At 73.2% G+C, this 24,342-nt stretch carries 23 protein-coding genes; 4 read left to right on the top strand and 19 right to left on the bottom strand.

The features are described from left to right. Positions 1 to 4: 4 nt before the first annotated feature. From FHS87_RS05060 to FHS87_RS05025, 8 genes are all read right to left on the bottom strand, one after another. Entirely contained in the window at positions 5 to 838 is an 834-nt protein-coding gene (locus tag FHS87_RS05060; protein ID WP_184514529.1) for an ABC transporter permease, read from the bottom strand. A gap of 247 nt (positions 839 to 1,085) precedes the next feature. Continuing rightward, the gene (gene maiA / locus FHS87_RS05055; protein WP_184514527.1) at positions 1,086 to 1,718 is read right to left on the bottom strand and encodes a maleylacetoacetate isomerase; all 633 of its coding nucleotides are present in this window, start codon (positions 1,716 to 1,718) and stop codon (positions 1,086 to 1,088) included. Continuing rightward, entirely contained in the window at positions 1,718 to 2,701 is a 984-nt protein-coding gene (locus tag FHS87_RS05050) for a Bug family tripartite tricarboxylate transporter substrate binding protein (RefSeq protein WP_221299542.1), read from the bottom strand. Before FHS87_RS05050 ends, maiA begins: the two co-directional genes overlap by 1 nt. Before the next feature lie 44 nt (positions 2,702 to 2,745). Further along, positions 2,746 to 4,026, bottom strand: coding sequence for a fumarylacetoacetase (gene fahA, locus FHS87_RS05045; RefSeq protein ID WP_184514525.1), 1,281 nt, complete (start codon positions 4,024 to 4,026; stop codon positions 2,746 to 2,748). A 3-nt stretch (positions 4,027 to 4,029) separates the two neighbouring features. After that, the gene (gene hmgA, locus FHS87_RS05040) at positions 4,030 to 5,385 is read right to left on the bottom strand and encodes a homogentisate 1,2-dioxygenase (RefSeq protein WP_184514522.1); all 1,356 of its coding nucleotides are present in this window, start codon (positions 5,383 to 5,385) and stop codon (positions 4,030 to 4,032) included. A 14-nt stretch (positions 5,386 to 5,399) separates the two neighbouring features. Then, positions 5,400 to 6,380, bottom strand: coding sequence for an MBL fold metallo-hydrolase (locus FHS87_RS05035; protein ID WP_184514520.1), 981 nt, complete (start codon positions 6,378 to 6,380; stop codon positions 5,400 to 5,402). Between the two features lie 11 nt (positions 6,381 to 6,391). Continuing rightward, the gene (locus FHS87_RS05030; RefSeq protein ID WP_184514519.1) at positions 6,392 to 6,619 is read right to left on the bottom strand and encodes a DUF2783 domain-containing protein; all 228 of its coding nucleotides are present in this window, start codon (positions 6,617 to 6,619) and stop codon (positions 6,392 to 6,394) included. Then, on the bottom strand, positions 6,619 to 8,223 hold the full coding sequence (locus FHS87_RS05025) for an FAD-dependent oxidoreductase (RefSeq protein WP_184514517.1): 1,605 nt from the start codon (positions 8,221 to 8,223) through the stop codon (positions 6,619 to 6,621). Before FHS87_RS05025 ends, FHS87_RS05030 begins: the two co-directional genes overlap by 1 nt. A 184-nt stretch (positions 8,224 to 8,407) precedes the next feature. Here FHS87_RS05025 and FHS87_RS05020 point away from each other — a divergent pair, with 184 nt between their 5' ends. Beyond that, positions 8,408 to 8,803: a MarR family winged helix-turn-helix transcriptional regulator gene (locus tag FHS87_RS05020; protein WP_312861882.1), complete on the top strand. Its 396-nt coding sequence runs from the start codon at positions 8,408 to 8,410 to the stop codon at positions 8,801 to 8,803. A gap of 16 nt (positions 8,804 to 8,819) precedes the next feature. On the opposite strand, the gene FHS87_RS05015 is transcribed toward FHS87_RS05020, so the two are convergent. Further along, entirely contained in the window at positions 8,820 to 9,284 is a 465-nt protein-coding gene (locus FHS87_RS05015) for a MarR family winged helix-turn-helix transcriptional regulator (RefSeq protein WP_184514515.1), read from the bottom strand. Between the two features lie 188 nt (positions 9,285 to 9,472). Here FHS87_RS05015 and FHS87_RS05010 point away from each other — a divergent pair, with 188 nt between their 5' ends. Then, positions 9,473 to 9,685, top strand: coding sequence for a hypothetical protein (locus tag FHS87_RS05010; protein WP_184514513.1), 213 nt, complete (start codon positions 9,473 to 9,475; stop codon positions 9,683 to 9,685). 41 nt (positions 9,686 to 9,726) lie between these two features. Here the strand turns inward: FHS87_RS05010 and FHS87_RS05005 are convergent, their stop codons facing one another. Beyond that, positions 9,727 to 10,020, bottom strand: a complete 294-nt coding sequence (locus tag FHS87_RS05005; RefSeq protein ID WP_184514511.1) for a hypothetical protein — start codon at positions 10,018 to 10,020, stop codon at positions 9,727 to 9,729. Between the two features lie 72 nt (positions 10,021 to 10,092). Then, positions 10,093 to 13,449, bottom strand: coding sequence for a DEAD/DEAH box helicase (locus FHS87_RS05000; protein WP_184514509.1), 3,357 nt, complete (start codon positions 13,447 to 13,449; stop codon positions 10,093 to 10,095). Between the two features lie 231 nt (positions 13,450 to 13,680). Between FHS87_RS05000 and FHS87_RS04995 the strand changes: the two genes are divergently transcribed. Together FHS87_RS04995 and FHS87_RS04990 are read left to right on the top strand one after the other, a co-directional pair. Further along, a complete protein-coding gene (locus FHS87_RS04995) occupies positions 13,681 to 15,090 on the top strand; it encodes a glycoside hydrolase 5 family protein (protein ID WP_184514507.1) in 1,410 nt (469 codons plus the stop codon). 112 nt (positions 15,091 to 15,202) lie between these two features. Then, the gene (locus FHS87_RS04990; RefSeq protein ID WP_184514505.1) at positions 15,203 to 17,044 is read left to right on the top strand and encodes an SLC13 family permease; all 1,842 of its coding nucleotides are present in this window, start codon (positions 15,203 to 15,205) and stop codon (positions 17,042 to 17,044) included. Here FHS87_RS04990 and FHS87_RS04985 read toward each other — a convergent pair. The 8 genes from FHS87_RS04985 to FHS87_RS04950 all read right to left on the bottom strand — a co-directional run bounded on the left by FHS87_RS04985 (position 17,041) and on the right by FHS87_RS04950 (position 24,298). Next, positions 17,041 to 17,907 (bottom strand): class I SAM-dependent DNA methyltransferase, encoded by an 867-nt coding sequence (locus tag FHS87_RS04985; protein ID WP_184514503.1) that lies wholly within the window; start codon positions 17,905 to 17,907, stop codon positions 17,041 to 17,043. The two genes, FHS87_RS04990 and FHS87_RS04985, sit on opposite strands and share 4 nt — an antisense overlap. 5 nt (positions 17,908 to 17,912) lie before the next feature. Next, positions 17,913 to 18,947 (bottom strand): GNAT family N-acetyltransferase, encoded by a 1,035-nt coding sequence (locus FHS87_RS04980; RefSeq protein WP_184514501.1) that lies wholly within the window; start codon positions 18,945 to 18,947, stop codon positions 17,913 to 17,915. Beyond that, complete coding sequence (locus tag FHS87_RS04975; protein WP_184514499.1) at positions 18,944 to 19,987, bottom strand: glycosyltransferase; 1,044 nt, start codon at positions 19,985 to 19,987, stop codon at positions 18,944 to 18,946. Before FHS87_RS04975 ends, FHS87_RS04980 begins: the two co-directional genes overlap by 4 nt. After that, positions 19,984 to 20,811: a PIG-L deacetylase family protein gene (locus tag FHS87_RS04970; protein WP_221299541.1), complete on the bottom strand. Its 828-nt coding sequence runs from the start codon at positions 20,809 to 20,811 to the stop codon at positions 19,984 to 19,986. The genes FHS87_RS04975 and FHS87_RS04970 overlap by 4 nt, the downstream gene beginning before the upstream one ends. Next, the gene (locus tag FHS87_RS04965) at positions 20,781 to 21,605 is read right to left on the bottom strand and encodes a TIGR04290 family methyltransferase (protein ID WP_184514497.1); all 825 of its coding nucleotides are present in this window, start codon (positions 21,603 to 21,605) and stop codon (positions 20,781 to 20,783) included. Before FHS87_RS04965 ends, FHS87_RS04970 begins: the two co-directional genes overlap by 31 nt. Beyond that, on the bottom strand, positions 21,602 to 22,366 hold the full coding sequence (locus FHS87_RS04960; protein ID WP_184514495.1) for a sugar phosphate nucleotidyltransferase: 765 nt from the start codon (positions 22,364 to 22,366) through the stop codon (positions 21,602 to 21,604). The genes FHS87_RS04965 and FHS87_RS04960 overlap by 4 nt, the downstream gene beginning before the upstream one ends. Next, positions 22,363 to 23,463 carry a CgeB family protein gene (locus FHS87_RS04955; protein ID WP_184514493.1) on the bottom strand — a complete coding sequence of 367 codons (1,101 nt, stop codon included), beginning with the start codon at positions 23,461 to 23,463 and terminating at the stop codon, positions 22,363 to 22,365. The genes FHS87_RS04960 and FHS87_RS04955 overlap by 4 nt, the downstream gene beginning before the upstream one ends. 106 nt (positions 23,464 to 23,569) lie before the next feature. Further along, positions 23,570 to 24,298, bottom strand: a complete 729-nt coding sequence (locus FHS87_RS04950) for an HAD family hydrolase (protein WP_184514491.1) — start codon at positions 24,296 to 24,298, stop codon at positions 23,570 to 23,572. Between the last annotated feature and the right edge of the window lie 44 nt (positions 24,299 to 24,342).

Below are 24,342 nucleotides of genomic sequence, written 5' to 3'. Positions count from 1 at the left end.
GTCTTCAGCCCTTGATGAGGTTGGGGCGCCAGGCGAGGGCGCGGCGCTCGAAGGCACGGACCAGGGCATCCGCGCCGAGGCCGAGCAGGGCGTAGACGAGCAGGCCGACCACGATCACATCGGTGCGGAGGAAGTCCCGCGCGTCGTTGATGAGGAAGCCGATGCCGGCCGTGGCGTTGATCTGCTCGGCGATCACGAGGGAGAGCCAGGCGCTGCCGAGGGCGTAGCGCAGCCCGACGAGGCCGGAGGGCAGCGCGCCGGGAAGCACGACATGGCGGATCAGCCCCATGCGGTCGAGCCCGAAGACGCGCCCGGCCTCGGCGAGCTTGGGGTCCACGCCGCGGATGCCGGCGAAGAGGGTGAGATAGACGGGAAAGGCACTGCCGAGCGCGACGAGCGCGATCTTCGGCGTCTCGCCGATGCCGAACCACAGAATGAAGAGCGGCACGAGGGCGAGGAAGGGCAGCGTGCGAAGCATCTGCATCGGCGCGTCCACCACCTCCTCGCCGAGGCGCGAGAGACCGGCGACGAGGGCGAGCGCGATGCCCGTCGTCACGCCGATGGCGAGGCCCGAGGCGACGCGGCCGAGCGAGACGAGGAGGTGGCGCGGCAGCTCGCCGGTGACGAGCAGTTCCCAGGCTGTCACCAGGATCGTGCTGGGCGCGGCGAGGGTGCGCGGGGAGATGAGCCCGGCCATGGAAGCCGCCTGCCAGAGCAGGACAAGAACGAGCGGCGAGGCGAAGCGGCGGAGGCGGGACAGGTCGGGGCGCGGCAGGCGGGCGCGGACCGGCGTGGACGGCGCGAGGGTGTCGCGCGCGCCAAGGGCGTGCTCGGACATGGAAACTCCGATGATCTGAGAGGCCGCTCGGCGCGGCGGCGAATGGCGCGGCTCGGTCAGCCGCGACAGGCAGCCGGGCGACAACCGAACGATGCGGCGCGGGAAGGCGTGTCGTTCATGCTGACAAAGCTATGGAGAGGTGGCGCCGCCGCAAAGAGCGCACATTCCCAAAGATCGCCGCGTGCATAGCGGCGCCATCCTGCGGCGGGGCGGCGGAAGGAAATGGCATTCCCCCGCCCCGCGCGGGCTACTCGGCGTCGGGCTGATTCTCCGGCGCCGCCGCGATGAAGGCGGGATGGTCGGCGCAGGCGCGCGCCGCCGCGTTGATCCGCGTCAAACCGCTGAGATCACAGCCGAAGCGTTTCGCATTCCCGATCTGCGGAATCAAACACAAATCCGCGAGCGTGGGTGATCCGCCGAAGAGAAACGGCCCCTCACCGCCCTGTAGCAGTGCTTCGCAGGCTTCCATTCCGTCCTGGATGACGGTGCGCGCCCAGCCTGTCACCTCCTCCTCGGGGAAGGACATGGCGCGCAGCCGGGCGAGCACCTTCAGATTCTGCACGGGATGGATGTCGCAGGCGATCGCCAGCGCGAAGGCACGGATGCGCGCGCGCTCCAGCGCCCCGCCCGGCAGCAGGGGCGGTTCGGGATGGTTCTCGTCGAGCCACTCGCAGATGGCGAGGGACTGGGTGATCACCGAGCCGTCATCAAGTTCCAGCGCCGGGAGGAGCCCCTGCGGGTTCAGGCGCAGGTAGTCGGGCGCGCGCTGCTCGCCGTGGCGGAGATGGTGAAAAACGTGTTCGGCCGAGAGGCCCTTGAGGTTGAGCGCGATCCGCACCCGCCACGCCGCGGAGGAGCGGAAGTATCCGTGCAGCCGCATCAGTCGAGTGCGATGTTCAGGTCGCGGATCAGCGGCAGCCAGGTGCCGCGCTCGCGCTCCAGCAGCGCCTCGAACTCGGCGGGGCCGCCGGTCAGCGGCTCCAGCCCGATCGCCTGCATCCGGCCGCGGACGGCGGGGTCGCGCATCGTGCCGTCGAGTTCCCGCGTGAGCTGCTCGACGATCGCGTCCGGCGTCGCCTTCGGCAGGACCATCCCCTGCCAGGCATAGGCCTCGAAGCCGCGCAGGCCGAGCGCGGCCTGCACCGTCGGCACCGCGGGCATGTCCTCCAGCGGGCTCGCCGAGAGCACCGCCAGCGCCTTCACCCGGCCGCCGCGCAGGTGATCGGCACCCGAGGGATAGTCGAGCACCATCATCGGGATGTTGCCCGCGAGAAGGTCGTTCAGTGCCGGCGCCGCGCCGCGATAGGGCACGTGGTTGAAGCGCACGCCCGCTTCCCGCGCCAGCCGCTCCATCGCGAGATGGTGCGGGGAGCCGATGCCCGGCGTCGCGCAATCCACCGTGCCGGGCGCGGCCTTCAGCTTCGCGATGAGCTCCACCGCCGTATCGGCCGGCGCCTTCGGCCCGGTCGCGAGAAAGAGCGGGAAGCGCGCCATCAGCCCGACTGGGCGGAAGTCCCTGGCCGGATCATAGGGCAGGCGGCGGAAGAGCGCGGTGTTGAAGACGAGCGTGCCGTTGTCCGCCGTCATCACGGTGTAGCCGTCTGGCGCGGACTTGGCCGTGAACTCCGCGCCGATATTCGTGGCGGCGCCCGGCTTGTTCTCGATCACCACGGGCTGGCCGAGCCGCTGCGAGAGCGTCGCCCCCACGAGCCGCGCCAGCGTGTCCGTGCCCCCGCCCGCGGCATAGGCGACGATCCAGCGCAGCGCCCGGTCGGGATAGGCCGCCAGCGCCGGCATCGCCGGCAGGGCCGCCGCCAGCCCCGCGCCGATCAGGGCACGGCGGCCCGGCATGAAGCCACTCATCCTTCGCTCCTCCTCATCGCCGGCGCTTGCGGCCGGTTCTCCTGCTAGTTGGCGGGAAGGATCGTTGCGCGGCAATCCCCGAAACCGATCGGGACGCTTCCCTCACGCGCGGCGCGGGCGCGGAGGATGATCTCGTCGCCGTCCTCCAGGAAGCGCCGCGTCTCGCCCGAAGGGAGCCGCACCGGCTCCTTCCCGCCCCTGGTCGTCTCCAGCAGGCTGCCGAAGCCGGTCTCGTCGGGTGCGGAGATGGTGCCCGATCCCAGCAGGTCGCCGGGGTTGAGGTCGCAGCCGTTGGAGCTGTGATGCGCGACCATCTGCGCGACCGTCCAGTACATGTGCCGCGCGTTGGAGAGGGAGAGGCGATGCGCCGGCATCCCCTTCTCCCGCATCGCCGGCGTCAGGATCAGCACTTCCAGCATGAGGTCGAAGGCGCCGCGCGACTGGTCCGCCTCGTCCATGAGGTAGGGCAGCGGGGCGGGATCGCCCTCGGGGCGCGCGGGCTGGGCGATGCGGAAGGGCTCCAGCGCCTCCGGCGTCACCACCCAGGGAGAGACGGTGGAGCCGAAGTTCTTCGCCAGGAAGGGCCCGAGCGGCTGGTACTCCCAGGCCTGGATGTCGCGCGCGGACCAGTCGTTCAGCAGGCAGTACCCCGCGACATGCGCCTCGGCCTGCCCGACGGGGATGGTGTCGCCCAGCGCGCTGCCGGGGCCGATCCAGACGGCCAGCTCCAGCTCGTAGTCCAGCCGCTCGCAGGGCGCGTAGCGCGGCGCCTCGGCATCCGGCGCCTTGATCTGGCCCTTGGGGCGGCGCACCGGCGTGCCGGAGACGCGCACGGAGGAGGCGCGGCCGTGATAGCCGATGGGGACGTGCTTGTAGTTCGGAAGCAACGGATTGTCCGGGCGGAAGACCTTGCCGATGTTCGTCGCGTGGTGGATGCCGACATAGAAGTCGGTGTAGTCGCCGATGCGCGCGGGAAGATGCAGCGCGCAGTCGGCGGCACGGTGGAGATGCGGCTCCAGCGCCGCGCGATGCCCGCTTCCCTCGGCCAGCAGCGCGGAGAGCCGCGCGCGCAGCTCCTTCCGCGGCCCGGCGCCGAGCGCGAAGAGCGCGTTGAGCGACGGCCCCGCCGCGGCCTCGCGCACGTCCTCCGCGACTGGCGCGGCGGCGAGGTCGAGGATCACGTCCCCGATCGCCACGCCCACCCGCGCCGCGCCGCCGGGCGGGGCGAAGACGCCGAGCGGCAGGTTCTGGATCGGGAACTCCCCGTGCCCGTTGGCGGAGCTGACCCAGCTCCTCAGCGCGGGATCGTGCGTGGCGTCGGTCATGCTCTACCGCTGGTTCGGGTTGAAGTGCTTGCGCAGCCCGGCGCCGTAGCCGGCATAGTCCCGCTGGAACTGCGGCGCCTCGGCGGCGTAGCGCGTCACGCGCTGGGGCAGGCGAGTCTCGAGCATGAAGGCCATGGTGCCCTCCAGCTTGTGCGGCTTCAGCTCGGCATTGCTCGCCGCCTCGAAGGCCGCCATGTCCGGGCCGTGCGGCAGCATGCAGTTGTGCAGCGAGAAGCCGCCAGGGACGAAGCCGCCACCGGTCTTGGCATCGTACACGCCCTCGACCAGCCCCATGAACTCGCTCATCACGTTCATATGGTACCAGGGCGGGCGGAAGGTGTTCTCGCCGACGAGCCAGCGGTCGGAGAAGAGCACGAAGTCGATATTGGCGGTGCCCGGCGTCTCGCTCGGCGAGGTCATCACCGTGAAGATCGAGGGGTCGGCATGGTCGAACAGGATCGGCCCCACCGGCGAGTAGCGGCGCAGGTCGTATTTGTAGGGCGCGTAGTTGCCGTGCCAGGCGACGACGTCGAGCGGCGAGTGCGCCAGCTCCGTGCGCCAGAGATTGCCGCCCCATTTCACCACCATGGAGGAGGGCGCGTCGCGGTCCTCATAGGCGGCGACGGGGGTGAGGAAGTCGCGCTGGTTCGCCATGCAGTTGGCGCCGATCGGCCCGCGCTCGGGCAGGGTGAAGGCGCCGCCATAGTTCTCGCAGAGATAGCCGCGCGCCGGGCCGCCCGGGATCTCCACGCGGATCTTCACGCCGCGCGGAATGACGGCGATCTCGCCGGGCGCGATGTCGATGATGCCGAACTCGGTCGCGATGCGCAGCGCGCCCTGCTGCGGCACGAAGAGCATCTCGCCATCCGCGTTGTAGAAGTACTCGTCCACCATCGAGCGGGTGACGAGGTAGACATGCGTGCCCATGCCGGTCTGGCTGCCGGCATCACCCGCCGTGGTGATGGTGCGGATGCCCTCGAGGAAGGAGACCGGCCCTTCCGGCAGCGGGATCGGATCCCAGCGCAGCGGCGCGAGCGGCAGGTCCACCTCCGCCGCCGGGGCCGTGCGCCAGAGGCCCGCATCGACCTTGGTGAAGGCGCCCCAATGCGCGACGGTCGGGCGGATGCGGTAGAGCCAGGACCGCTCGTTCGTCGCGCGCGGCGCGGTGAACGGCGAGCCCGAGAGCTGCTCGGCATAGAGGCCGTAGGGGCAGCGCTGCGGCGAGTTGCGGCCGATGGGCAGCGCGCCCGGCAAGGCCTCGGTCTCGAAGCCGTTGCCGAAGCCCGGCATGTAGCCGGTCTCGTTCGCGGCGCCCTGGGGGCCGGGCGTCAGCGGCTGGGGGCGGAACGGGGCGTTCATGGGATTGCCTCCTCTTACCGGTCGAGTTCGGCCGACTTCATCTCGGTGCCGTGCTCGAGCGCGCGCCACATCTCCACGTCGCGCTCGGCGGTCCAGATGCGGGGATGATCCAGCCCTTTCGCCTCGTCATAGGCGCGGGACACGTCGAAGGGCATGCAGTGGTCGAAGATGACCCAGTGCCCGTATCTCGGGCGCATGACCGACATCGCCTCGTCATAGACCTGCTTCAGCGAATGGCCGGCGGCGACGCCCCTCTTCGCGATGCCGAACAGGTCGCGCGTGAAGTCAGCGGTGCCCTGGAGGCCTTCCTCGATCGCGGCGGGCGTGGTCAGCGAGGCGCCGCGCCCGGGGACGAGCGCGATCGGCCCGAGCGCGCGGATCGCCTCGATCGTGCCCGGCCAATCCGCGAAATGCGCGTCGCCGCAATAGGGGGTCGCGCCGTACTCCACGCAGTCGCCGGAGAAGAGCACGCGCTCCTTCGGCAGCCACACCACCGTGTCGCCCGCCGTGTGGGAGCGGCCGATATGAATGATCTGCACCTCGCGCCTGCCCATCCAGAGCGTCATCTTCTTCCTGAAGGTGACATGCGGCCAGGTGAGGCCGGGGATGCTCTCCTTGCCCCGGAACAGGCGAGGGAAGCGGCCGATCTCGCTCTCCATGTCCTGCTGCCCGCGCTCGACGATGAGATCGCGCGTCACGTCGGAGGCGATGATCTCCGCCCCCTCGTAGCCCGAGGCGCCGAGCACGCGCACGGCGTGGTAGTGGGAGAGCACCACATGCGTCACCGGCTTGTCCGTCACCGTGCGGATGCGGGCGATCACGTCGGCGGCCATGCGCGGCGTCGCCTGGGCGTCCACCACCAGCACGCCCTCGTCCCCGATCACCACACCCGAGTTCGGGTCGCCCTCGGCCGTGTAGCCGTAGAGGCCAGGGCCGAGCTCGTCGAAGGAGACCGTCTTCTCGGCAAGGTCGTTCGTGCTGGCAAAGCCGGACATGAGGGGTTCCTTCAGGCGCGCACGGCGATGGTGGCGTCGCGCCCCGCGGGCACGATCCCTTCCCGCGCCCGCGCCATGGCCTGGCGCAGCACGGCCATGTCGCCGATATGGTTGGAGAGGAGCAGGATCAGCCGCGCATCCACCGCGCGCGCCTGCTCGGGGGTCAGGTCCTGGTGGATCGCGAGAAGCGCCTCGTAGAAATCGTCGGGGGAGGCGATGTTGGGCTCGGTGTTCAGCATCACGGCGTCCCCATGGCCCGGCCCGTCGCGCGGTCGAGCGCGGCCCGGAGCTTCACCTGATCGAGGCGGCGCCAGCGCGCGCAGACATGCTGGTCCGGGCGGATGAGATAGGCCGTGCCGGGGCGCGCGTCGTAGCGATGCGCGGCCAGCCCCTCCACGTCGTCGGCGCGCGCGATGTTCACCGCGCGAACCGGGGGCACCGTTTCCGGCAGATCGGGCGGGGCCTCGCCGAAATGCAGCAGGGTGAAGCCGCCGCCGAGGCGGGAGAGCAGCCAGCCATCGGCCAGCGGCGCGTCCAGCGCCGGCGCGCCCGGCACCATCGCGCCCTCGAACTCATCGGCATCGGGCGTGTTCAGCGGCGAGTGGCCATAGGTGCTGGGAAGGGAAAGCCGCCCGCTGTTCACCATGCGCCGCGCGAAGACGCAGTCCCGCGCGAGGTCCAGCACGGCGTCGCGGAAGGCGAGGCTCGCCTCGCTCTTGGGCGTGATGAAGTCGGTGGAGCGGGTGGAGTTGAGGATGTTCTCGTCGGCCGCCGGCACGCGCTCGGCGTCGTAGCTGTCGAGCAGCGCGTCGGGCGCCTCCCCGCGCAGCACGAGGGCGAGCTTCCAGGCGATGTTCTCGGCATCCTGCACGCCGCTGTTCGCCCCGCGCGCGCCGAAGGGGGAGACGCCGTGCGCCGCGTCGCCCGCGAAGAACACCCGCCCGTGCCGGAAGCGCTCCATGCGGAGACAGGAGAAGGTGTAGACGCTCACCCATTCCAGCTCGAATTCCGCCTCGGGGCCGAGCAGCGCCCGCACCCGCGGGATCACCCGTTCGGGCTCCCGCTCCTTCTCGGGATCGGCGTCCCAGCCGAGCTGGAAGTCGATGCGCCACACGCCGTCGGGCTGGCTGTGCAGCAGCACGGAGCCGCCGGGATGGAAGGGTGGGGCGAACCAGAACCAGCGCTCCGGCGGGAAGTCGGCCTTCATGCGCACATCGGCGATAAGAAAGCGGTCGCGGAAGCTACGGCCCCGGCTCTCCAGCCCCATGGCGCGGCGGATGGGGGAGCGGGCGCCGTCGGCGGCCACCACGTAGTCGGCCAGCACGCGGTACTCGCCCTCCGGCGTCTCCACCACGAGCTCCACCCCGTCCTCCCGCGGCAGGAGGGAGAGGACCTTGTTACCCCAGCGGATCTCGATCTCCGGCATGGACCGCGCCCGGTCCAGCAGGAAGCCCTCGACATAGTACTGCTGCAGGTTGACGAAGGCCGGGCGACGATGCCCGCCATCGGGCAGGAGGTCGAAGCTGTAGACGGGGCTCTCGCCGTGGAAGACGCGGCCGACATTCCAGGTGACGCCCTTCTCCACCATCCGGTCGCCGCAGCCGAGCCGGTCGAAGATCTCCAGCGTGCGCTTGGCGAAGCAGATGGCGCGCGAGCCGTTGGAGAGGCAGCGGTCGTCGTCGAGCAGCAGCACGCGCAGCCCGGCCCCGGCGAGGTCGATCGCGGTGGCCAGCCCCACCGGCCCGGCGCCCACCACCACCACGGGGTGATGGGAGGGGGTCGCGGAGGACTGGTCCGGCGAGCGGCGGTACTCGAACCGGAGCGACTGGTAGTCGACGTGCATCCCGCTCCCCTCCCCCTGCCCACCTTCCGGCACCGTCTGGTGCTCGTGGCGAGGCCTTGTATGATGGGAGAAGCTATAATCTCATCTGAGACGATACAAGAGGCGCGCGATCACGACGACGAAACCCACCCCCCTCCGCCTCGCGGACTTCCTGCCCTACCGTATCTCGGTCGCGGCCGAGAGCGTGAGCCGGGCCTTCGCGGAGCGCTACGAGGCGGAGTTCGGCCTCTCCATCCCGGAATGGCGGGTCATGGCCGTGCTGGGCGAGGGCGAGCCGCTGCTCACCCAGGCCGTGATCGCGCGCACGGGGATGGACCGGGTGAAGGTGAGCCGCGCCGTCATCCGCCTCGCCGACAAGGGGCTGATCCGGCGGGACCCGCATCCCGAGGACGGGCGGGCCCAGGTCCTCAGCCTCGCTCCGCCGGGCCTCGCCCTCTACGGGCGGATCCTGCCCCGCGCCCACGCGCTGCAGGCGGAGCTGGCCGAGGTGCTGTCACCCGCCGAGATCGCCGCCCTCGGCGACATGCTGGACCGGCTGCACCGGCGCGCGGCGCGCCTCCTGGGCGAGGAGGAGGGTTAAGACCCCCCGGCCGCGCTCAGCGCTCCGCGGGCACGGGCCGCGCGATCCGGTCCATCAGGTCGAGGAGGCGGTGCCGCTCCTCGGCCGAGAGCGGGGCGAGGCTGCGCTCCTCCGCCTCCTCCATCCGCAGGCGCACGGCCCCGGCGACCGTCTCCCCCGCCGGGGTGAGGGAGAGGAGCAGCCGGCGGCCATCGGCCGGGTCCGTTCGCGCGCATACCAGCCCGCGGCGGCGCAGCCGGTCCACCACCCCCTTCACCGTGGCCGCATCGGCCAGGACGAGGCGGCCCAGGCGGTTCTGCGAGCAGGCGCCGAGTTCCAGCAGCTTCACCAGCACCTGGCCCTGCGGCAGGGTCACGCCCTCCGGCATGCCGTCCGCGATCCGGTTGTGGTGCCCGTGCAGGGCGAGGCGCAGGCGGAAGCCGAGGCTTCTTTCCAGCCGCGACTCCTCGCCCGGCCGCTGGGCGATACCGATCGACGCCATGACTCCCCTATCTCCGGTGATGAGGCGCCCCGGCTCCGCGGGACGCCCATGCCTGCTCACAGAGCACCGGGCGCCTCTGGCCGCCGGGTGCAACTCGTCCAAGAAACCTCTCCGCCGGCGCCGCCTCGGAAGCGATGCCGGCGCTTGAGCGTTCTCCCCGCTCAGCCGCTCCGCCGAGGCGACACCCCATGCCCAGACGCCGCGCCCAGCCGCCCGCCCCCAACGATGCGGACCCCTTCGACCTCTGGCTCCGCCGCAGCCTGCACCAGCGCTGGGATACCGCGCTGGACGAGAAGACACCCGAGGACCTTCTCCGCCTCGTCAGCGACGACCGGGGAGAATGGGCGGCGGTGAAGGCGCGCTGGCTGAAGCAGGACCCGTCGAAGCCGGAAGAGGCCTGAGGCCAGCCCCCTTCCCGCTTCGTCGGGCGCGGCCCGCTTCGTCAGTGGTGGCCGGCGCCGCGCCCGGCGCGCCGGGACCGGGCGATGCGCTCCAGCATCTCCGTGGCGTAGTGGCTGGCATCCGTCAGCCCGGGGACCTCGGAGGAGGGCTCGTCCAGGTCGCGCGCGGCATCGGACGTCTTGGCGACGAAGACCAGCATCGACACGATCTCCTCGAAGTCGTGCTGGGGGAGGCGGGCGGCGATGGCCGCGACCGTCATCTCAAGCACCCGGAGCCGCATGGTGGTGTCACCCACCTCGGCAAGGGCGTCCAGGAACTCTTGCTCGTTTGCCACCACAACCCCCGCGCGAACTGGCCCGCAGCCGCAAGTAGTAAGATCGAGAAAAGCATTATAACGCAAGTGTGATCATGCCGGAAGTTCCGCTTCGCGGCGGGGTGTGTTCGCGGCGCGGCACCCGGAGGCCGATCGCTGCTCCCCCTTCCCCTCGCCAGCCCGCTTCCGCCGCCGGGGCGAGAGGCGGGACAGCAGCGCGGCGGCCGTGGCGAGAAGCTCCGCCGGCCCGGCGCTCGCGCGCGGCAGCACCACCCGCGCGCCGCGCACCTCCAGCGGCGGCTCGACCGCGGGCGGCTCGCGGATGAAGCTCGCCGCCGCCGCGCTCGGCCCGACCTCCAGCTTCGTGATCCCCAGCCGGCGGCAGCGGACCCGCAGCCGCGCGAGGAGGAAGAGGTTCGCCACGGGCTCGGGCGGCGGGCCGAAGCGGTCAGCCACCTCCTCGGCGAACTCGCCGAGCGCCGCGCCGTCCCCGCGCCGGATGATCTCGGCCAGGCGCGCGTGCAGCTCCACCCGCACGCCCTCCTCCTCCACGTAGTCGGCGGGGATGTGGGCGGAGACGCCGATGGCGAGCACGGGCGTCCACTCCTCCGGCACCGGCTCGCCGCGCGCGGCGCGCAGCGCGCGGTCGAGGATGTGCTGGTAGAGGTCGAGCCCGATGAGCTTCATGTGCCCGGCCTGGCTCTCGCCCAGCAGGTCGCCCGCGCCGCGGAGGTCCATGTCCCGCGCGCTGATCGCGAAGCCCGCGCCCACGCGGTCGAAGGCCTCCAGCGCGCCGAGGCGCTTGAGGGTGAGGGCGGAGGGCGGCTCGGCCGGGTCGGTCATCAAGATGATCGTCCCCCGCACCCGCCCGCGCCCGACGCGGCCGCGGAGCTGGTGGAGCTGGCCCAGCCCGAAGCGGTCCGCCCGCCAGACGAGCATCGTGTTCGCCCGCGGCACGTCCAGCCCGGTCTCGACGATGTTGGTGGAGAGCAGCACGTCGCCCTCCCCCTCGGCGGAGCGCACGAGCGCGGTGTCCACCTCGGCCGGCGGCATCTCGCCATGCGCCTCGATGATCTCCAGCCCCGGCAGCAGCGCCTCGATCCGCTCGCGCATGGCGGGCAGGTCCTCGATGCGGGCGCAGACGACGAAGCTCTGCCCGCCCCGCCGCTTCTCCCGCGCGAGCGACTGGCGCAGCACCACGTCGTCCAGCGGCACGTGCACGGTGCGGATGGGCTGGCGGCGGCCGGGCGGCGTCGCGATCACGCTCAGCTCCTCCAGCCCGACCAGCGCGGATTGCAGCGTGCGCGGGATGGGGGTCGCCGTCATGGCCAGCACATGGGCCTCCGCGCCGAGGCCGCGCACCTTCTCCTTCTGCTTCGTGCCGAAGCGCTGCTCCTCGTCGATCACGACGAGCCCGAGATCCGCGAAACTCACGCCTTTGGCGGCCAGGGCCTGGGTGCCGATGACGATGCGGATACTTCCGTCCGCCAGCCCCGCCTTCACCTCGCGCGCCTCCGCCGGGGAGGACAGGCGCGAGAGCTGCTCGATGCGGACCGGCTTCCCGCCGACGCGAATCCCGGCGAAGCGCTTGCGGAAGGTGGTGAGGTGCTGGCGCACGAGCACGGTGGTCGGCGCCAGCACCGCGACCTGCACCCCCGACAGCGCCGCGACCGCCGCGGCGCGCAGCGCGACCTCCGTCTTGCCGAAGCCGACATCGCCGCAGACGAGGCGGTTCATCGGCCGGCCGGAGGCCATGTCGGCCAGCACGGCCTCAATCCCCTCGGCCTGGTCCGCCGTCAGCGCGAAGGGGAAGCGGGCGACGAAGCGCTCATAGGCGCCGCCGCGGGCGCGCAGCACCGGGGCGGTGCGCGTCGCGCGTTCCGCGGCCATGGCGGCCAGCGCGCTCGCGCTCTCGGCGATCTGCGCCTCCACCTCCGCGCGCCGCTTCGGCCAGGCGTCGCCTCCCAGGCGGTCGAGCGACACGCCCTCGGCCTCCGCGCCGTAGCGCCAGAGCCGGTCCATCTCGTCCAGCGGCACGAGCTGCGTGGCCCCGCCCGCATACTCGATGCGGAGGCAGTCGAGGGTCGCCTCCCCGACCGTGACCGCCTCCACCCCGCGCAGGGCGCCGAGCCCGTGTTCCAGGTGGATCACCGCATCCCCTGGGCCGAGCGAGGCGCCGGCGAGGGCGAGCATGCGCTCCCGCTCGGAGCTCTGGGGCCGGGCGCTCGGCGGGCGCAGGTCGTCGGGCGCGACGACGACGGCCTCCTCCGTCGCGAAGCCGGCCTCCAGCGCCTCCTCAAGCACCGCGAAGCTGCCGGGCGGGGAGGCCCGCAGTTCCGCCCACCCGGCGAGGCGCAGCGGCTCCAGCCCCAGCCGCTCCTTCACCAGCCCCACCGCCGAGCGCGTGCGCTGGCGGGCGCGGCCGGAGAGGGCGATGCGCCGCCCCGCCTCGATCCCTTCCTCCAGGAATTCGAGGAAGGCCTCCTCCGGCTCCCGCTCGTTCACGAAGCGCGGCAGGACGCCCTCGGGCTCCTCCGGCGGCTCGGGAAGGGCGGTGACGTCGCGCCCGGCCAGCGCCGCCTTCCAGGCGCCCTCGTCCAGCACCAGCGCCACCGGCTCGGTGGCGGGAAGGATCTCGGCCTCCGGCGAGGCGAGGGCGTAGCGGGCGCGCCAAGCATCCGTCACCTCCGCCCATCGCTGCGGCCGCAACTCCTCCACCTCGGGGTCGAGCACCACGGGGAGGCCGGGCAGGAGGTCGAAGAGGCTCACCAGCCCGGGATAGAAGTTGCCAAGCCCGTGCTCGATGCCCTGAGCATGCGCCCTCTCCGCCTCCTCGGGCAGCACCACCTCCGACACCGGGCCGAGGGTCACGCCCTCCACCTCCTCCAGGCTGCGCTGGCTCAGCGGGTCGTAGCGGCGGATGGAGGTGATGCGCCCTTCCTCGTGCTCCACGCGGCAGGGCAGCGCGCCCTCCTCGGCGGGGAAGACGTCGAGCACGCTGCCGTGCAGCGCGGCCTCGCCCGGCTCGTCCACCCGGTCATCCAGCACATAGCCCAGCCGCTCCAGCCAGCGCCGCAGCGAGGCCTCCTCCACCTCTCCGCCGGGGCGCAGATCCAGCGCGGCCCAGGCGGAGGGGGGCGGCAGGCGCTGGGTCGCGGCGTCGAGGCTGGCGAGGACGAGGCACGGCCCCCTGCCCTCCGCGGCCAAGCGGTGCAGCGCGCCCATGCGCTGCCCCATGATCTGGCGGGAGGGCGAGGTGCGGTCATAGGGAAGGCAGTCCCAGCCCGGCACCCGCTCCACCATCAGCTCCGGCGCCAGCGCGCGGGCGGCGCGGGCCAGGCGGGCGGCCCTCGCCTCGCTGCGCGCCACATGGATCGCCCCGCCCGACGCCGCCAGCTCCACCAGCCGCGCGGCCAGCAGGCCCTCCGGCTCCGCCACAAGTTCCGGCATTCCGTCCCTCAGATCGCTCGTCCCGCTCCAACGCCCGAGGGGGCGGGGCGGCGGCATGCGCGGGGCGCGGGGGCGGCGGGATACCGCCGCGCGGGCGCGGCATGGGGCTGCCGCGCGGGTAGGCAGCGCGCCCGGCGGGGATTATCGCGGAGGGCAAGGGATTCCGGGATTCGCGCCCGGCATCCGATGGCCTCTCCCGGCGTTTGCACACGCCGCATGCGGGACACCGAATTGAGCACCGACCTGCCCTGGATCACCCGCGCCCCCGGCGCCCCCTACTTCACCACCGAGACCGGCGAGCCCTGGACCCCGATCGGCCAGAACGACGCCATCACCTGGCCCGAGCTGGAAGGGCTGTTCCGCCGGCGCGACCTGCCGGCGGTGGAGGCGCATCTCCGCCACCTCCGCGACCACGGCGTCACCTGCCTCAGGCTGATGCTGGAATACGCGCACACGGAGCACCGCTACTTCGAGCGCCCGGCCGGGCGCTACGTGCCCTCCATGATCGCGCTCTGGGACGACCTCTTCGCGCTGTGCCAGCGCACGGGAATGCGGATCCTCCTCACGCCGCTGGACACCTTCTTCACCTGGGTCCGCTGGGCGAAGCACCCGTACAACCGCGCCAATGGCGGCCCCTGCGCGGACCGCTCGCAGCTCATGGTCTGCCGCGAGACGCGCGAGCTGGTGAAGGCCCGCCTCGCCTTCGCCACCGAGCGCTGGGGCGCCAGCGGCGTCATCTTCGCCTGGGACCTCTGGAACGAGATGCACCCGGCCCAGGGCGACAACCGCCCCGACGCCTTCCCCGACTATATCGACGATGTCAGCCCCTTCCTGCGCGAGTTGGAGACGCGGCTGCACGGCCGGCCGCACCTGCAATGCGTCTCCGTCTTCGGGCCGGAGCTGATCTGGAAGCCCTGGATCGTGGACCCGATCTTCCGCCACCCCTCGCTCGACTTCGCCAACAGCCATTTCTACGAGGAGGGGACGATCGACCACCCGCAGGACACTGTCGCCCCCGCGGTCAGCGCCGGGCGTCTCACGCGGGAGGCGCTGGCCGAGATCACCGACCTCCGCCCCTTCTTCGATTCCGAGCACGGGCCGATCCACACCTTCAAGGACAAGCACCGCAACCTGCCCGAGGCCTTCGACGACGAGTATTTCCGCCACATCCAGTGGGCCCATCTCGCCTCCGGCGGGGCGGGCGGCGGGATGCGCTGGCCGAACCGGCGCCCGCACGTCCTCACCCCCGGGATGCGCGCCGCGCAGAGGGCGCTCGCCGGCTTCCTGCCGCTGGTGGAATGGCCGCGCTTCCACCGGCGCAACCTGAACGACGAGATCGCGGTGAGGAGCGCCGGCCTCCGCGCCTTCGGCTGCGGGGACGAGGCGCGGGCGGTGGTGTGGCTGCTGCGCGAGGAACTGGCCGAGCCCGTCGCCGGCCTCCGCCGCGTGCGGGAGGGAGGCGAGACGCGGGCCGCCCTCACCGTCCCCGGCCTCGGCGCAGGGGCCTACCGCGTCACCGGCTGGGACACGCGCGCCGGGCGGGAAGTGCTGAAGCTCGATGCCACGGCGGGGGATTCCGGCCTCGCCCTCGACCTCACCTTCCCCGGCCCCGACATCGCCCTGGCGATTAGCCCAGGTTAATCAAGGCATTCTTCCGCAACCCCTGGTCGCGCCGCCGGTTCTTCCGGGGGATGCGGCCACGGGGGCCCCGCCGCGAGAGGAACGCCCGCACGGGCGCCGTGCCAGCGACATCATGACACCTGACCAGGGTTTGGCGTTCGGGCTGATGGGGGTGACCATCGCCCTCTTCCTCTGGGGCCGCTTCGCTTACGACGCCGTGGCGCTGGGGGCCCTGCTGGCCGGCATCGTCCTCGGCATCATCCCGCTCGAGAAGGCCTTCGAGGGCTTCGCCGACGACGTCGTCGTCATCGTGGCCGCGGCCCTCGTCATCAGCCACGCCGTCGGCCGCTCGGGCGCGGTCGAGACGATCATGCGGCCCCTCGTGCCCCATCTCCGCGTCGCCTCGATCCAGGTGCCCGTGCTGGCGGCCTGCACCATGCTGCTCTCGATGGTGACGAAGAACGTGGGCGCCCTCGCCATCATGATGCCCGTCGCCCTCCAGCTCGCGCGGCGCACGGGCACGCCGGTCGCGGCCATGCTCATGCCCATGGCCTTCGCGGCAATGGTGGGCGGCGTCGTCACCCTCGTCGGCACCTCGCCCAACATCATCATGTCCCGCGTGCGGCAGGACCTCACGGGCGAGCCCTTCCGCATGTTCGACTACGCGCCCGTCGGCCTCGGCATCTGCGCCGTCGCCCTTCTCTTTCTCGCGGTCGGCTGGCGGCTCCTGCCCGGCGGGCGCAAGGGCGCGGCCTCGATGGAGGCGGCCTTCACCATCGGCCAGTACACGGTCGAGGCCCGCATCCCCGAGGAGAGCGAGACGGCAGGCATGACGGTCGCCGAGCTGGAGGCGCTCTCGGAGGGGGAGGTGAAGGTTTCCGGCATCCTGCCCCCCAAGGGAAGCGACGAGCCCGCCGACGCCACCACCACTGCCACTGCCGCCCCAGCCCGGCTGGCCGAGCAGCCCGGCCCGGACCGCCGCCTCGCCCTGCACGAGGGCGTGCTGCTGCGCGGCGAGGCGGCGGATCTGGAGCGGATCGTCGCCCAGGCCGGCCTCGTCCTCGCGGGCGATGGCCCCATCCCCGACAATCCCGACACCGACGAGGACGACATGCAGGTGATCGAGGGCGTGGTCACCGGGGAGAGCCCGCTGGCGGGCCGCACCCCGGCCGCCCTCACGCTTCGCAGCCGCCACGGCGTCTCGCTCCTCGCCGTCAGCCGGCGTGGGGAGCAGCACATCCGCGACCGCCTCTCCCAGCTCCGCCTTCGCGCGGGGGACGTGGTGCTGCTGCGCGGGTTGGCGGCCACCATGCCGGACAACCTGGGCGAGCTGCGCGTGCTGCCGCTGGCCGAGCGCAACATGGCCCTCGGCCGGGGCAAGCGGTCCTGGATCCCGCTCGGCGTGCTGGCGGCGGCGATGGCGCTCGTCGCGGCCGGGGTGGTGCCGGTGGCCACCGCCTTCTTCGGCGCGGTCGTGGCCATGTTCGTCTTCCGCGTGATGACCACGCGCGAGGCCTATGACGCCGTGGACTGGCCCGTGGTCGTGCTGCTCGCCGCCCTCATCCCCGTCAGCGGCGCCATCCAGCACACGGGCGGCACGGACCTGCTGGCGGGCTGGCTCACGGGGGCTGTGCAGGGCCTGCCGGGGATCGCGGCGCTCGCCGTGACGATGCTGCTCGCCATGGCCGTCACGCCCTTCCTCAACAACGCGGCCACCGTCCTCGTCATGGGCCCGATCGCGGCGACGCTGGCGAGCAAGCTCGGCCTCAACCCCGATCCCTTCCTCATGGCCGTCGCGCTCGGCGCGGCCTGCGACTTCCTCACCCCCATCGGCCACCAGTGCAACACGCTGGTGATGGGCCCCGGCGGCTACCGCTTCGGCGACTACGCCCGCCTCGGCCTGCCGCTCTCGATCCTCGTCGTCGCCGTGGGCGTGCCGCTCATCGCCTGGGTCTGGCCGCTGGCGGCGGGCTAGGGACGGCGCAGCAGGAACGCCGCCCCGTCCCACAGGGCGAAGGGCGCCTCCCCCGCGACCTCCAGCCGCCACCCGCCCGCCGCCGCCCAGCGCACCGCGTCCGCCCGGTCCAGCGCCGGGTCCCCGCGATAGGAGAGGTTGAGGATCGCGAAGGCACCGCCGGGGCGGAGGATGCGCGCGGCGTCCCGCAGGTGCCGCTCCGCCAGATCGCCCCCGGCCTGAACGAGGTAGGGGAAGCTGTCCACCGCCAGCACGAGGTCGAAGCCCTCGTCCGGCAGCCCGTCCAGCCCCGTGCCGGGGGTGGTGGCGAAGCGCAGCCCCGGCAAGGCCCCGTGCCGCCGCTCTGCCTCCGCCACCATGGCGGGGGAGACGTCCAGCCCCAGCACGGAGCGGCAGAGCGGGGCGAGCGCGGCCGAGACGCGCCCGATCCCGCAGCCGAGGTCCAGCACGTCCCGCCCGGGGCCGACCAGCCCGCGCGCGCGCAGCCATTCCACGATCTCGCCCGTCGCGGCCGAGAGGATGGCCGGGTCGCCGAGGGAGTAGGCCGCGACGCTCGCCTCGGGCGCGCGGGCCACGGCGCGGTCGAACAGCGCCGCGATCCCCGCCACCGCCGCATCGGGCGAAGCGCCGGAGGCCTCGTGGTCCACCCCGGCCTCGCGCAGCATCGCCGCCATGTCCTCCAGCGCTTCCCGCCGGGAGAGGACGAGCGCCTCCAGCCGCTGCCAGCGCGCGTTGCCCGGATCGCGCCGGGCCTCCACGGCGCGCGCGGCCTGCTCCGGCGAGGCGCCGCCCAGCAGCAGGCGCGCGAGCGCCACCTCCGGCGAGAGGCGGCCCTCCAGGCACAGGGCGAGGGAATCGCTCACGCCGCTCATTCCGGGGGGAGAAGCCGCCGGCCGGCATTCATCCGGTCCGCCGCGCCCCAGGCGTACTTGTAGGCCTCGCCCCCGCGCAGGAAGTGCAGCTCCCGCCGCCCCTCGGCGAGCGCCGCCTCCGCGACATGGCCGAGCAGGATCGTCCCCGGGCTCTCGAAGGCCCGCGCCTCGTCGAAGCCGCTGAGGTAGAACATCAGCCGGTCCGGCCCCGCCGCCATGGCGTGATAGACGGCGGCCAGCTCCCCCCCGATCCGCAGCGCCCAGAGCCGCAGCACGCCCGCCTCGAACAGGAGGGGCAGCGCCTCGCGGTGGAAGGCGAGCACGCGGGGGTCGGCCAGCACGCCGCCTTCCTCGCCCCGCCGCGTCCAGCGCGCGCGGTGCATCCCGACCAGCGCCTCCCAGAAGGGAAGCACCTCCTCCGCCGTCGCGAGATGCGCGCTCCATCCCCCCGCGCGCTCCGCGCGGTGGCGGGACATGCGGAGCTTCCTCAGCGTGCCCGAGGGCACGCCGGGCGTGCCCGAGGGCACGGCCCCGCGCAGCTCCTCCCCGGGAAGATGGAGGACGGGACAGGGCTCGCCCACCCATCCCTCCTCGCGCCATCCCAGGGGCGGCGCGGCGTCGCGCAGGGCGGCGCCGGGCGGCAGGTCCGGCAGGTCGCAGAGGGCCGCCCCGTCGCGCGCTGCGCCCTCCAGCACGGCCGCCAGCAGCGCGCCCGCCAGCCCTTCCGGCGCCGAGGGGTCGAGCAGCGCGTCGTGATAATCGGTGATGCCCACGCCCATGGGCAGCAGCTTGCGCGCCCCGCCCTCGTCCAGGAGGTAGAGCGGCAGCACCCCCAGCAGCCGCCCGCCCTCCCGCGCCACGGCGACGCGCGGCATCCCCGTGCCGAAGGCGCCCCACCAGGGCAGCAGCCAGGCCGGGGAGGCAAAGGGCGTCGCCCCGCCCGGGACGGCCGAGGCACGGCGCCACAGCGCCTCCCACTCCCCGCGCAGCGCGGCCAGGCCCGCATCCTCGGTGACGAGTTCGGGCCTCATGCCGAGGCCAGCCGGCGGTAGAGGGCGATGTAGTCCCGCGCCATGCGGCCGAGCGAGAAGCGCTCCCGCGCCACGCGCCGGATCTCCCCGTGATCCAGCTCGCCGGCGCGCGCGATCGCCTCCGCCATCTCCGCCGCGTCGCGCACGAGGAAGCCCGTGCGCCCGTGCTCCACCACCTCCGGCAGCGCGCCCGAGGCGAAGGCGATCACCGGCGTGCCGCAGGAAGCCGCCTCCATGGCGACGAGGGAGCTGGTCTCCGGCGCCGTGCTCGGCACGAGAAGGCAGCGCGCCGCCGCCAGCAGCCGGCGCTTGCGCGCGAAGCCCAGCGGCCCGAGGAAGCGGCGCCGGCGGTCCAGCAGCGGGCGCACCCGCTCGGCGTAGAAGCGCTCATGCGCCTCGTAGGGGAAGACCTCGCCGCCGATCAGCAGGGACACGTCCGCCGCCCGCGCCGCCTCCAGCGCGTGGTGCTGGCCCTTCTCCTCGCAGATGCGGCCGAGCGTCAGCGCGAAGCCGCGGCGGGCATGGCGCGCGCGCGCCAGCTCCTCCACGGGAACGCCGTTGGGCACGGGCGGCAGCAGCCCCTCCGCGCGCCCCTCCAGCACCGCGTGCTGGGAGGCCGAGACGGCGTGCAGCCAGGTCCCCGGGCGCGGCGGGTGCAGGGCGGAGAGCGGATACCAGGAGGGCGGCAGGTGCAGCGTCGCCAGCACGGGCGGGCCGGGCGGGGGGAGATAGGTGTGGAAGTCGATGCCGTGGAGGTGGACCACATCCGCGCCCCCCTCCCGCAGTACGCCCGTGATCGCGCGCGCCGTGGCCTCCTGTGCGCGCCGGTGCGCGGCCTCGTCCAGCACGCCGCGCGGGCGCGGCACGGCGCGCAATTCCCCCGCCACGCAGGACCCCTCCTGCGCCACCACGATCGAGCGGTGCCCCGCCGCCACCAGCGCCCGGTCCATGGCCGAGAGCACCTGCTCCGCCCCGCCCACCGCGTCCGGCCCGACGGGGGCCAGGGGATAGGCGACCGAGAGCACGGAGAGCGGGCTCATGCCGGGCGTTCCAGCGCCGCCCGCGCCTCCGCCGCCAGCGCGCGCCACCGCGCGCCGTCCATGCCCCAGCCGTAGCGCTCGTAGAGAAGCGTGCCGGGATGGGGCGGCGCGGCGAAGTCGTAGTCCGGCGCGGGGCGGAGGGACTCCTGCTCCACCGGGAACTGGGAGAGCGTCGCCGCCTGGCTGGCGAAGGCCGCGATCATCGCGCGCTTGCGGGCGCGCTCATCCTCATCGAGCTGCAGCACGACGGGCTCGGGTCCGCCGGGCAGGAAGCGCCCGACCGACCATCCTTCCGGCCCCGCGTGGTAGAAGGGCATCTCGATCAGCGCGGGCGCCTCCGCACCGAGCAGGCCGGCGGCCGCGCGGGTGCAGAAGGCGGTGGCGTCGTGGTCGGGATGCCCGCCCTCATAGGGATGCGTGAAGACGGCGCGCGCGCCGTGCCGCCGCAGCACCCCGGCGATATCGCGCGCGATCCCCGCCATGGCGAGCGAGGCGCCCTGGTCCGCCACGCCCAGCACCAACCGCGCCGCGCGCACGCCGCCGGCCGCGAGCGCCGCTTCCAGCTCCTGCTCCCGCGCCGCCGCGTAACTCTCCGCGCTGTCGAAGCCCGCCGCCCGCGCGTCCGCGAGATTGCGCGGCGCGCCGTCCGTGACCTGGATGATCAGCAGGCGGCGGAACAGCGGCATCACCGCGCCCGCGCCGAGCGTCTCGTCATCGGGATGCGCGACGACGAGGGCGACGGGGTCCTCCACCGCCTCGCGCCGCGCGATTCGATGGAGGGGGTCCGCCCCGCTCAGCCCGGCGGCCCCTTGCTCTCGTCCCACGGCGCGACGCCACCGCCCTCCGCATCGCCCGGCGCGCGCGCGGGATAGACGGCGCCGTAGAAATTCTGGTTCCGCGCCGCGCGGCGGCAGACGAAGACCTCCGGCTCCGGCTCAGCCTCGATCCGGAAGCCCGCCGAGCGCAGCATCGCGGCCGAGCAGGCGCGGTTCGGCGCCCACCAGTTGGTGAAGTCGTCGGAATAGGCGTGCTCGATGAAGTGCATCTTTGGCCAGCCCGGATCGTCGAAGATCTCGGTCTCGCTGAAGGGATAGTTCGGCGCGACGGGCGCCACGCGGTCGCTGCCGCGCTGCATCGACTGAAACAGCAGCAGGTCGCCCGCGACGTGCTCGTAGATGAGGTCGAGCGCGAGGAGCGGGTGGCGGAGATGGTAGAGCACCCCCATGAACACCACCACATCGAAGCGCTCGCCGAGCTGCCCGACATCGTAGACGGAGAGCCGCCGGAACTCGATGTCCAGCCCCTCCACCTCCGCCGCGAAGCGCGCCTGGGCGAGGTAGTCCTCGTCGAAGTCCACGCCCAGTACGCGCGAGGCGCCGCGGCGCTTCATCTCCATGGAGTAGAAGCCGCCGTTGCAGCCGATGTCGAGCACGGTCTTCCCCGTGAGATCGGCCGGCAGCGCATGGGCGAAGCCGCGGAACTTGCTCGCGGGATAGTCGCCGAGGAAATGCCCGGGGGCCGTGCGCACGCCGCGGAGGTCCAGGTTGTGGAACCATGGCCCCAGCTCGGCGGCGCGCGCCGCGATCCGCTCGGGGGTCCAGGTGTCGGTCTCGCTCAAGCCCTCTCTCCCGCCGTGTCCCGGCCCATTTCCGGCACGTCCAGCAGGCGGGACGCGTCGCGGTAGCCGTTCAACGTGCCGGTATCCACATAGCTGCTTCCCGCGCGCACCCCCCAGGCCTCGTTGCCCCGGTCGATCCAGGCGTTGACGAGCGTGCCGATATACTCGTCCTGCCGCTCCCGAGCCTCCCACAGCGCGTGCAGCGCGTGGAGCACCGCGCCCGGCATCTTGAAGGCGCCCCAGACCCAGCGGGACGACGCGCCCGGGCGTTTCACCTGAACCTCGCGCACGCGCCCCTCCGCATCCGTGTCCACGGCGTCGAACAGCTCGGGATGCTCCACGGGGAAGAGGAGGAAGCTCAACCGGTCGTCGGCCAGGCGGCGGAGCGCGTCGGCGGGGAACCAGACGGTGTCGGGCAGGCCGACCAGCACGCACTCCTCGGGCGCGACGAAGGGCACGGCGCGGAAAATCGCGTCGCAGAGGCCGGCGGCGCGCTCCTGCACGGCATAGGCGATGTCCGCGCTGGCGTAGCGCGCGCCGTAGTAGCGTAGGATGTCCGATTTCAGCGGCGAGATGACGAAGAGGATGCGATCCGCGCCGCCGAGCACCATGCGCTCGACGAGGTGCTCGCTCACCGCGCGCGGCCGCTCCACGCCGTTCTCGTCCACGCGGCTGCCGACGGGCAGCAGTTCCTTCGAGAAGGCGAGCGGCTGGATGCGCGTCCCCTGCCCCGCCGCCGGCACGATGCCCCAGACCCTCATCCGCCCGCGCCCGATGCGGGGGAGAGGGCGGGCGAGGACGCCGCCTCGATCGCCGCTACCATCTCCCGCGCGCGGCGGGCCGCCGTGTGCTCGGCCAGGCAGCGCTCGCGCCCGCGCCGCGCGATGGCCGCGATCTCCGCCTCCGGCAGGTCGATCGCCGCCAATGCCTCCTCCGTCGTGCGCGCGAGCAGGATCTCGCGCCCCGGCTCGAAGAAGGCGTCCAGCCCTTCCCAGGCGTCCGACAGGATCGCGACGCCGCAGGCCGCCGCCTCGAAGAGCCGGCCCGAGGGGCACCAGCCCGAGCGCGCCATCGCCTCCCGCGTGACGTTCAGCGTCAGGCGCGAGGCGGCGTAGAAGGCGGGGTGCTCGGCCGGGGGCAGGTGGCGCACGAACCAGGTGTTCGCCGTCCAGGGGAACTCCTTCGGGTACTGCGCGCCGCCGATGACGAAGCGCAGGTCCGGCCGGCGCCGCGCGGGCTCGATGAACAGGCGCTCCAGCATCTCCTGCCGGTCCTCGGCATAGGTGCCGAGATAGGAGAGCGCCGCCTCGAAGCGCGGCTCGGGCGCGGCGGGGCAGTGGATGGCCGGGTCGGCCGAGCCGTAGAGCGGCGCCACGCGGCGCGCGCCCAGCCGCTCGCGCAGCGCGTCCAGCGCGCCGCCGCCGGTGTAGGAGAGGACGAGGTCGAAGCCGCCCAGCCCTTCCGGCCCGATATAGCCCACGGGCTCGCCCGCCGAGAGCCGCGCGAGGGTGACGGGCGTGTCGAGGTCGTAGAAGAGGCGCAGCGCGCGGCCGTCCATCACCAGCGCCGTCGCCGCCGCGGCGTCGGGGCAGTAGGAGGTGACCATCCCCGCATCCGCCTCCGCCAGCGCGCGCCGAGCCCGGCCGCTCACCTCGTCCCAGTCGCGGTAGAGCACGAGCTCGCCGCCCTCGGGCAGCGCGTGCAGGTCGCGGTTCTCGGCGTAGTAGGGAACGTCGCGCTCGAAGAAGGTCACGCGGTGGCCGTCCGCGACCAGCGCGGAGATCAGCGCGCGCCACAGCGCCGCATGCCCGTTCCCCCAGGAGGAGGACACCGCGAGCCCGAAGACGACGAGCCTCATGCGGATGGCTGGGCCGTGCTGTATCCCCTGTCGGCGGCGGCGGGGCTGGCGTGCATCAGTGACGTCCGGAAATCCGGCTACAATCCTGAGCAGATGGGGCGCCCCATCAAGCGCCGCCGGCTTCACCATTTCGTAAGCGCGGGAGGCGGAGCATCGCGCGCACCTCCATCAGGTCGGCGGCGAGGATGATGCCGGGATCCTCCGGCACGGCATGCGGCACGCCGTCGGGCACGAGCACCACGCGCATCCCCGCGGCCCGCGCGGCGGCGACGCCGGGCGGGGAGTCCTCCACCGCCACGCAGCGCGCGGGATCGGCGCCGAGCAGCGCCGCGGCGCGGAGGAAGGGCGCGGGATGCGGCTTGCCCAGCGGCACGTCGTCGCGCGTCACCAGCGCGCCGATCGCGCCGAGCAGCCCTGCCCCGCCGAGCGCGGCCTCCGCCGTGCGCCGCCCCGCCGAGGTCGCCACCGCGCAGGGCAGGCCTTGCGCCGCGATCTCGGCCAGCAGCGCCTCCGCGCCGGGCTTGGCGCGCACCGGTGTTTCGAGCAGCCGGGCCTTGCGCGCGCGGTAGTCGGCCAGCGCCTCCGGCCAGGGAAACCCCTCGCCGTAGCGGGCGCGCACGATCGCCCCGCGCTCGCGGCTCGAGATGCCGACGAGGCCCGCGTAGAAGGCGCTGTCCACGGCCGCGCCGAAGCGCGCCATCGCGGCCTCGAAGGCCTCGCGATAGGCGCCCTCCGTGTCTAGCAGCGTGCCGTCCATGTCGAGCACGAGGGCGGCGGGAAGGCCGAAGGGCACCGGGGCCGTCCTCAGCCCGTCCGTCGCGTCGCCGAGCCGCACCGGCCCCCCTCTCCCTGTCCGGCGCGCATCATGGGGCCGAAGAG

The sequence above is a fragment of the Muricoccus pecuniae genome, from assembly GCF_014199205.1.
Lineage (GTDB): Bacteria > Pseudomonadota > Alphaproteobacteria > Acetobacterales > Acetobacteraceae > Roseomonas > Roseomonas pecuniae.
The sequence above is the reverse complement of the archived record's forward strand: the minus strand, read 5'-3'. Positions and strand labels throughout refer to the sequence as shown.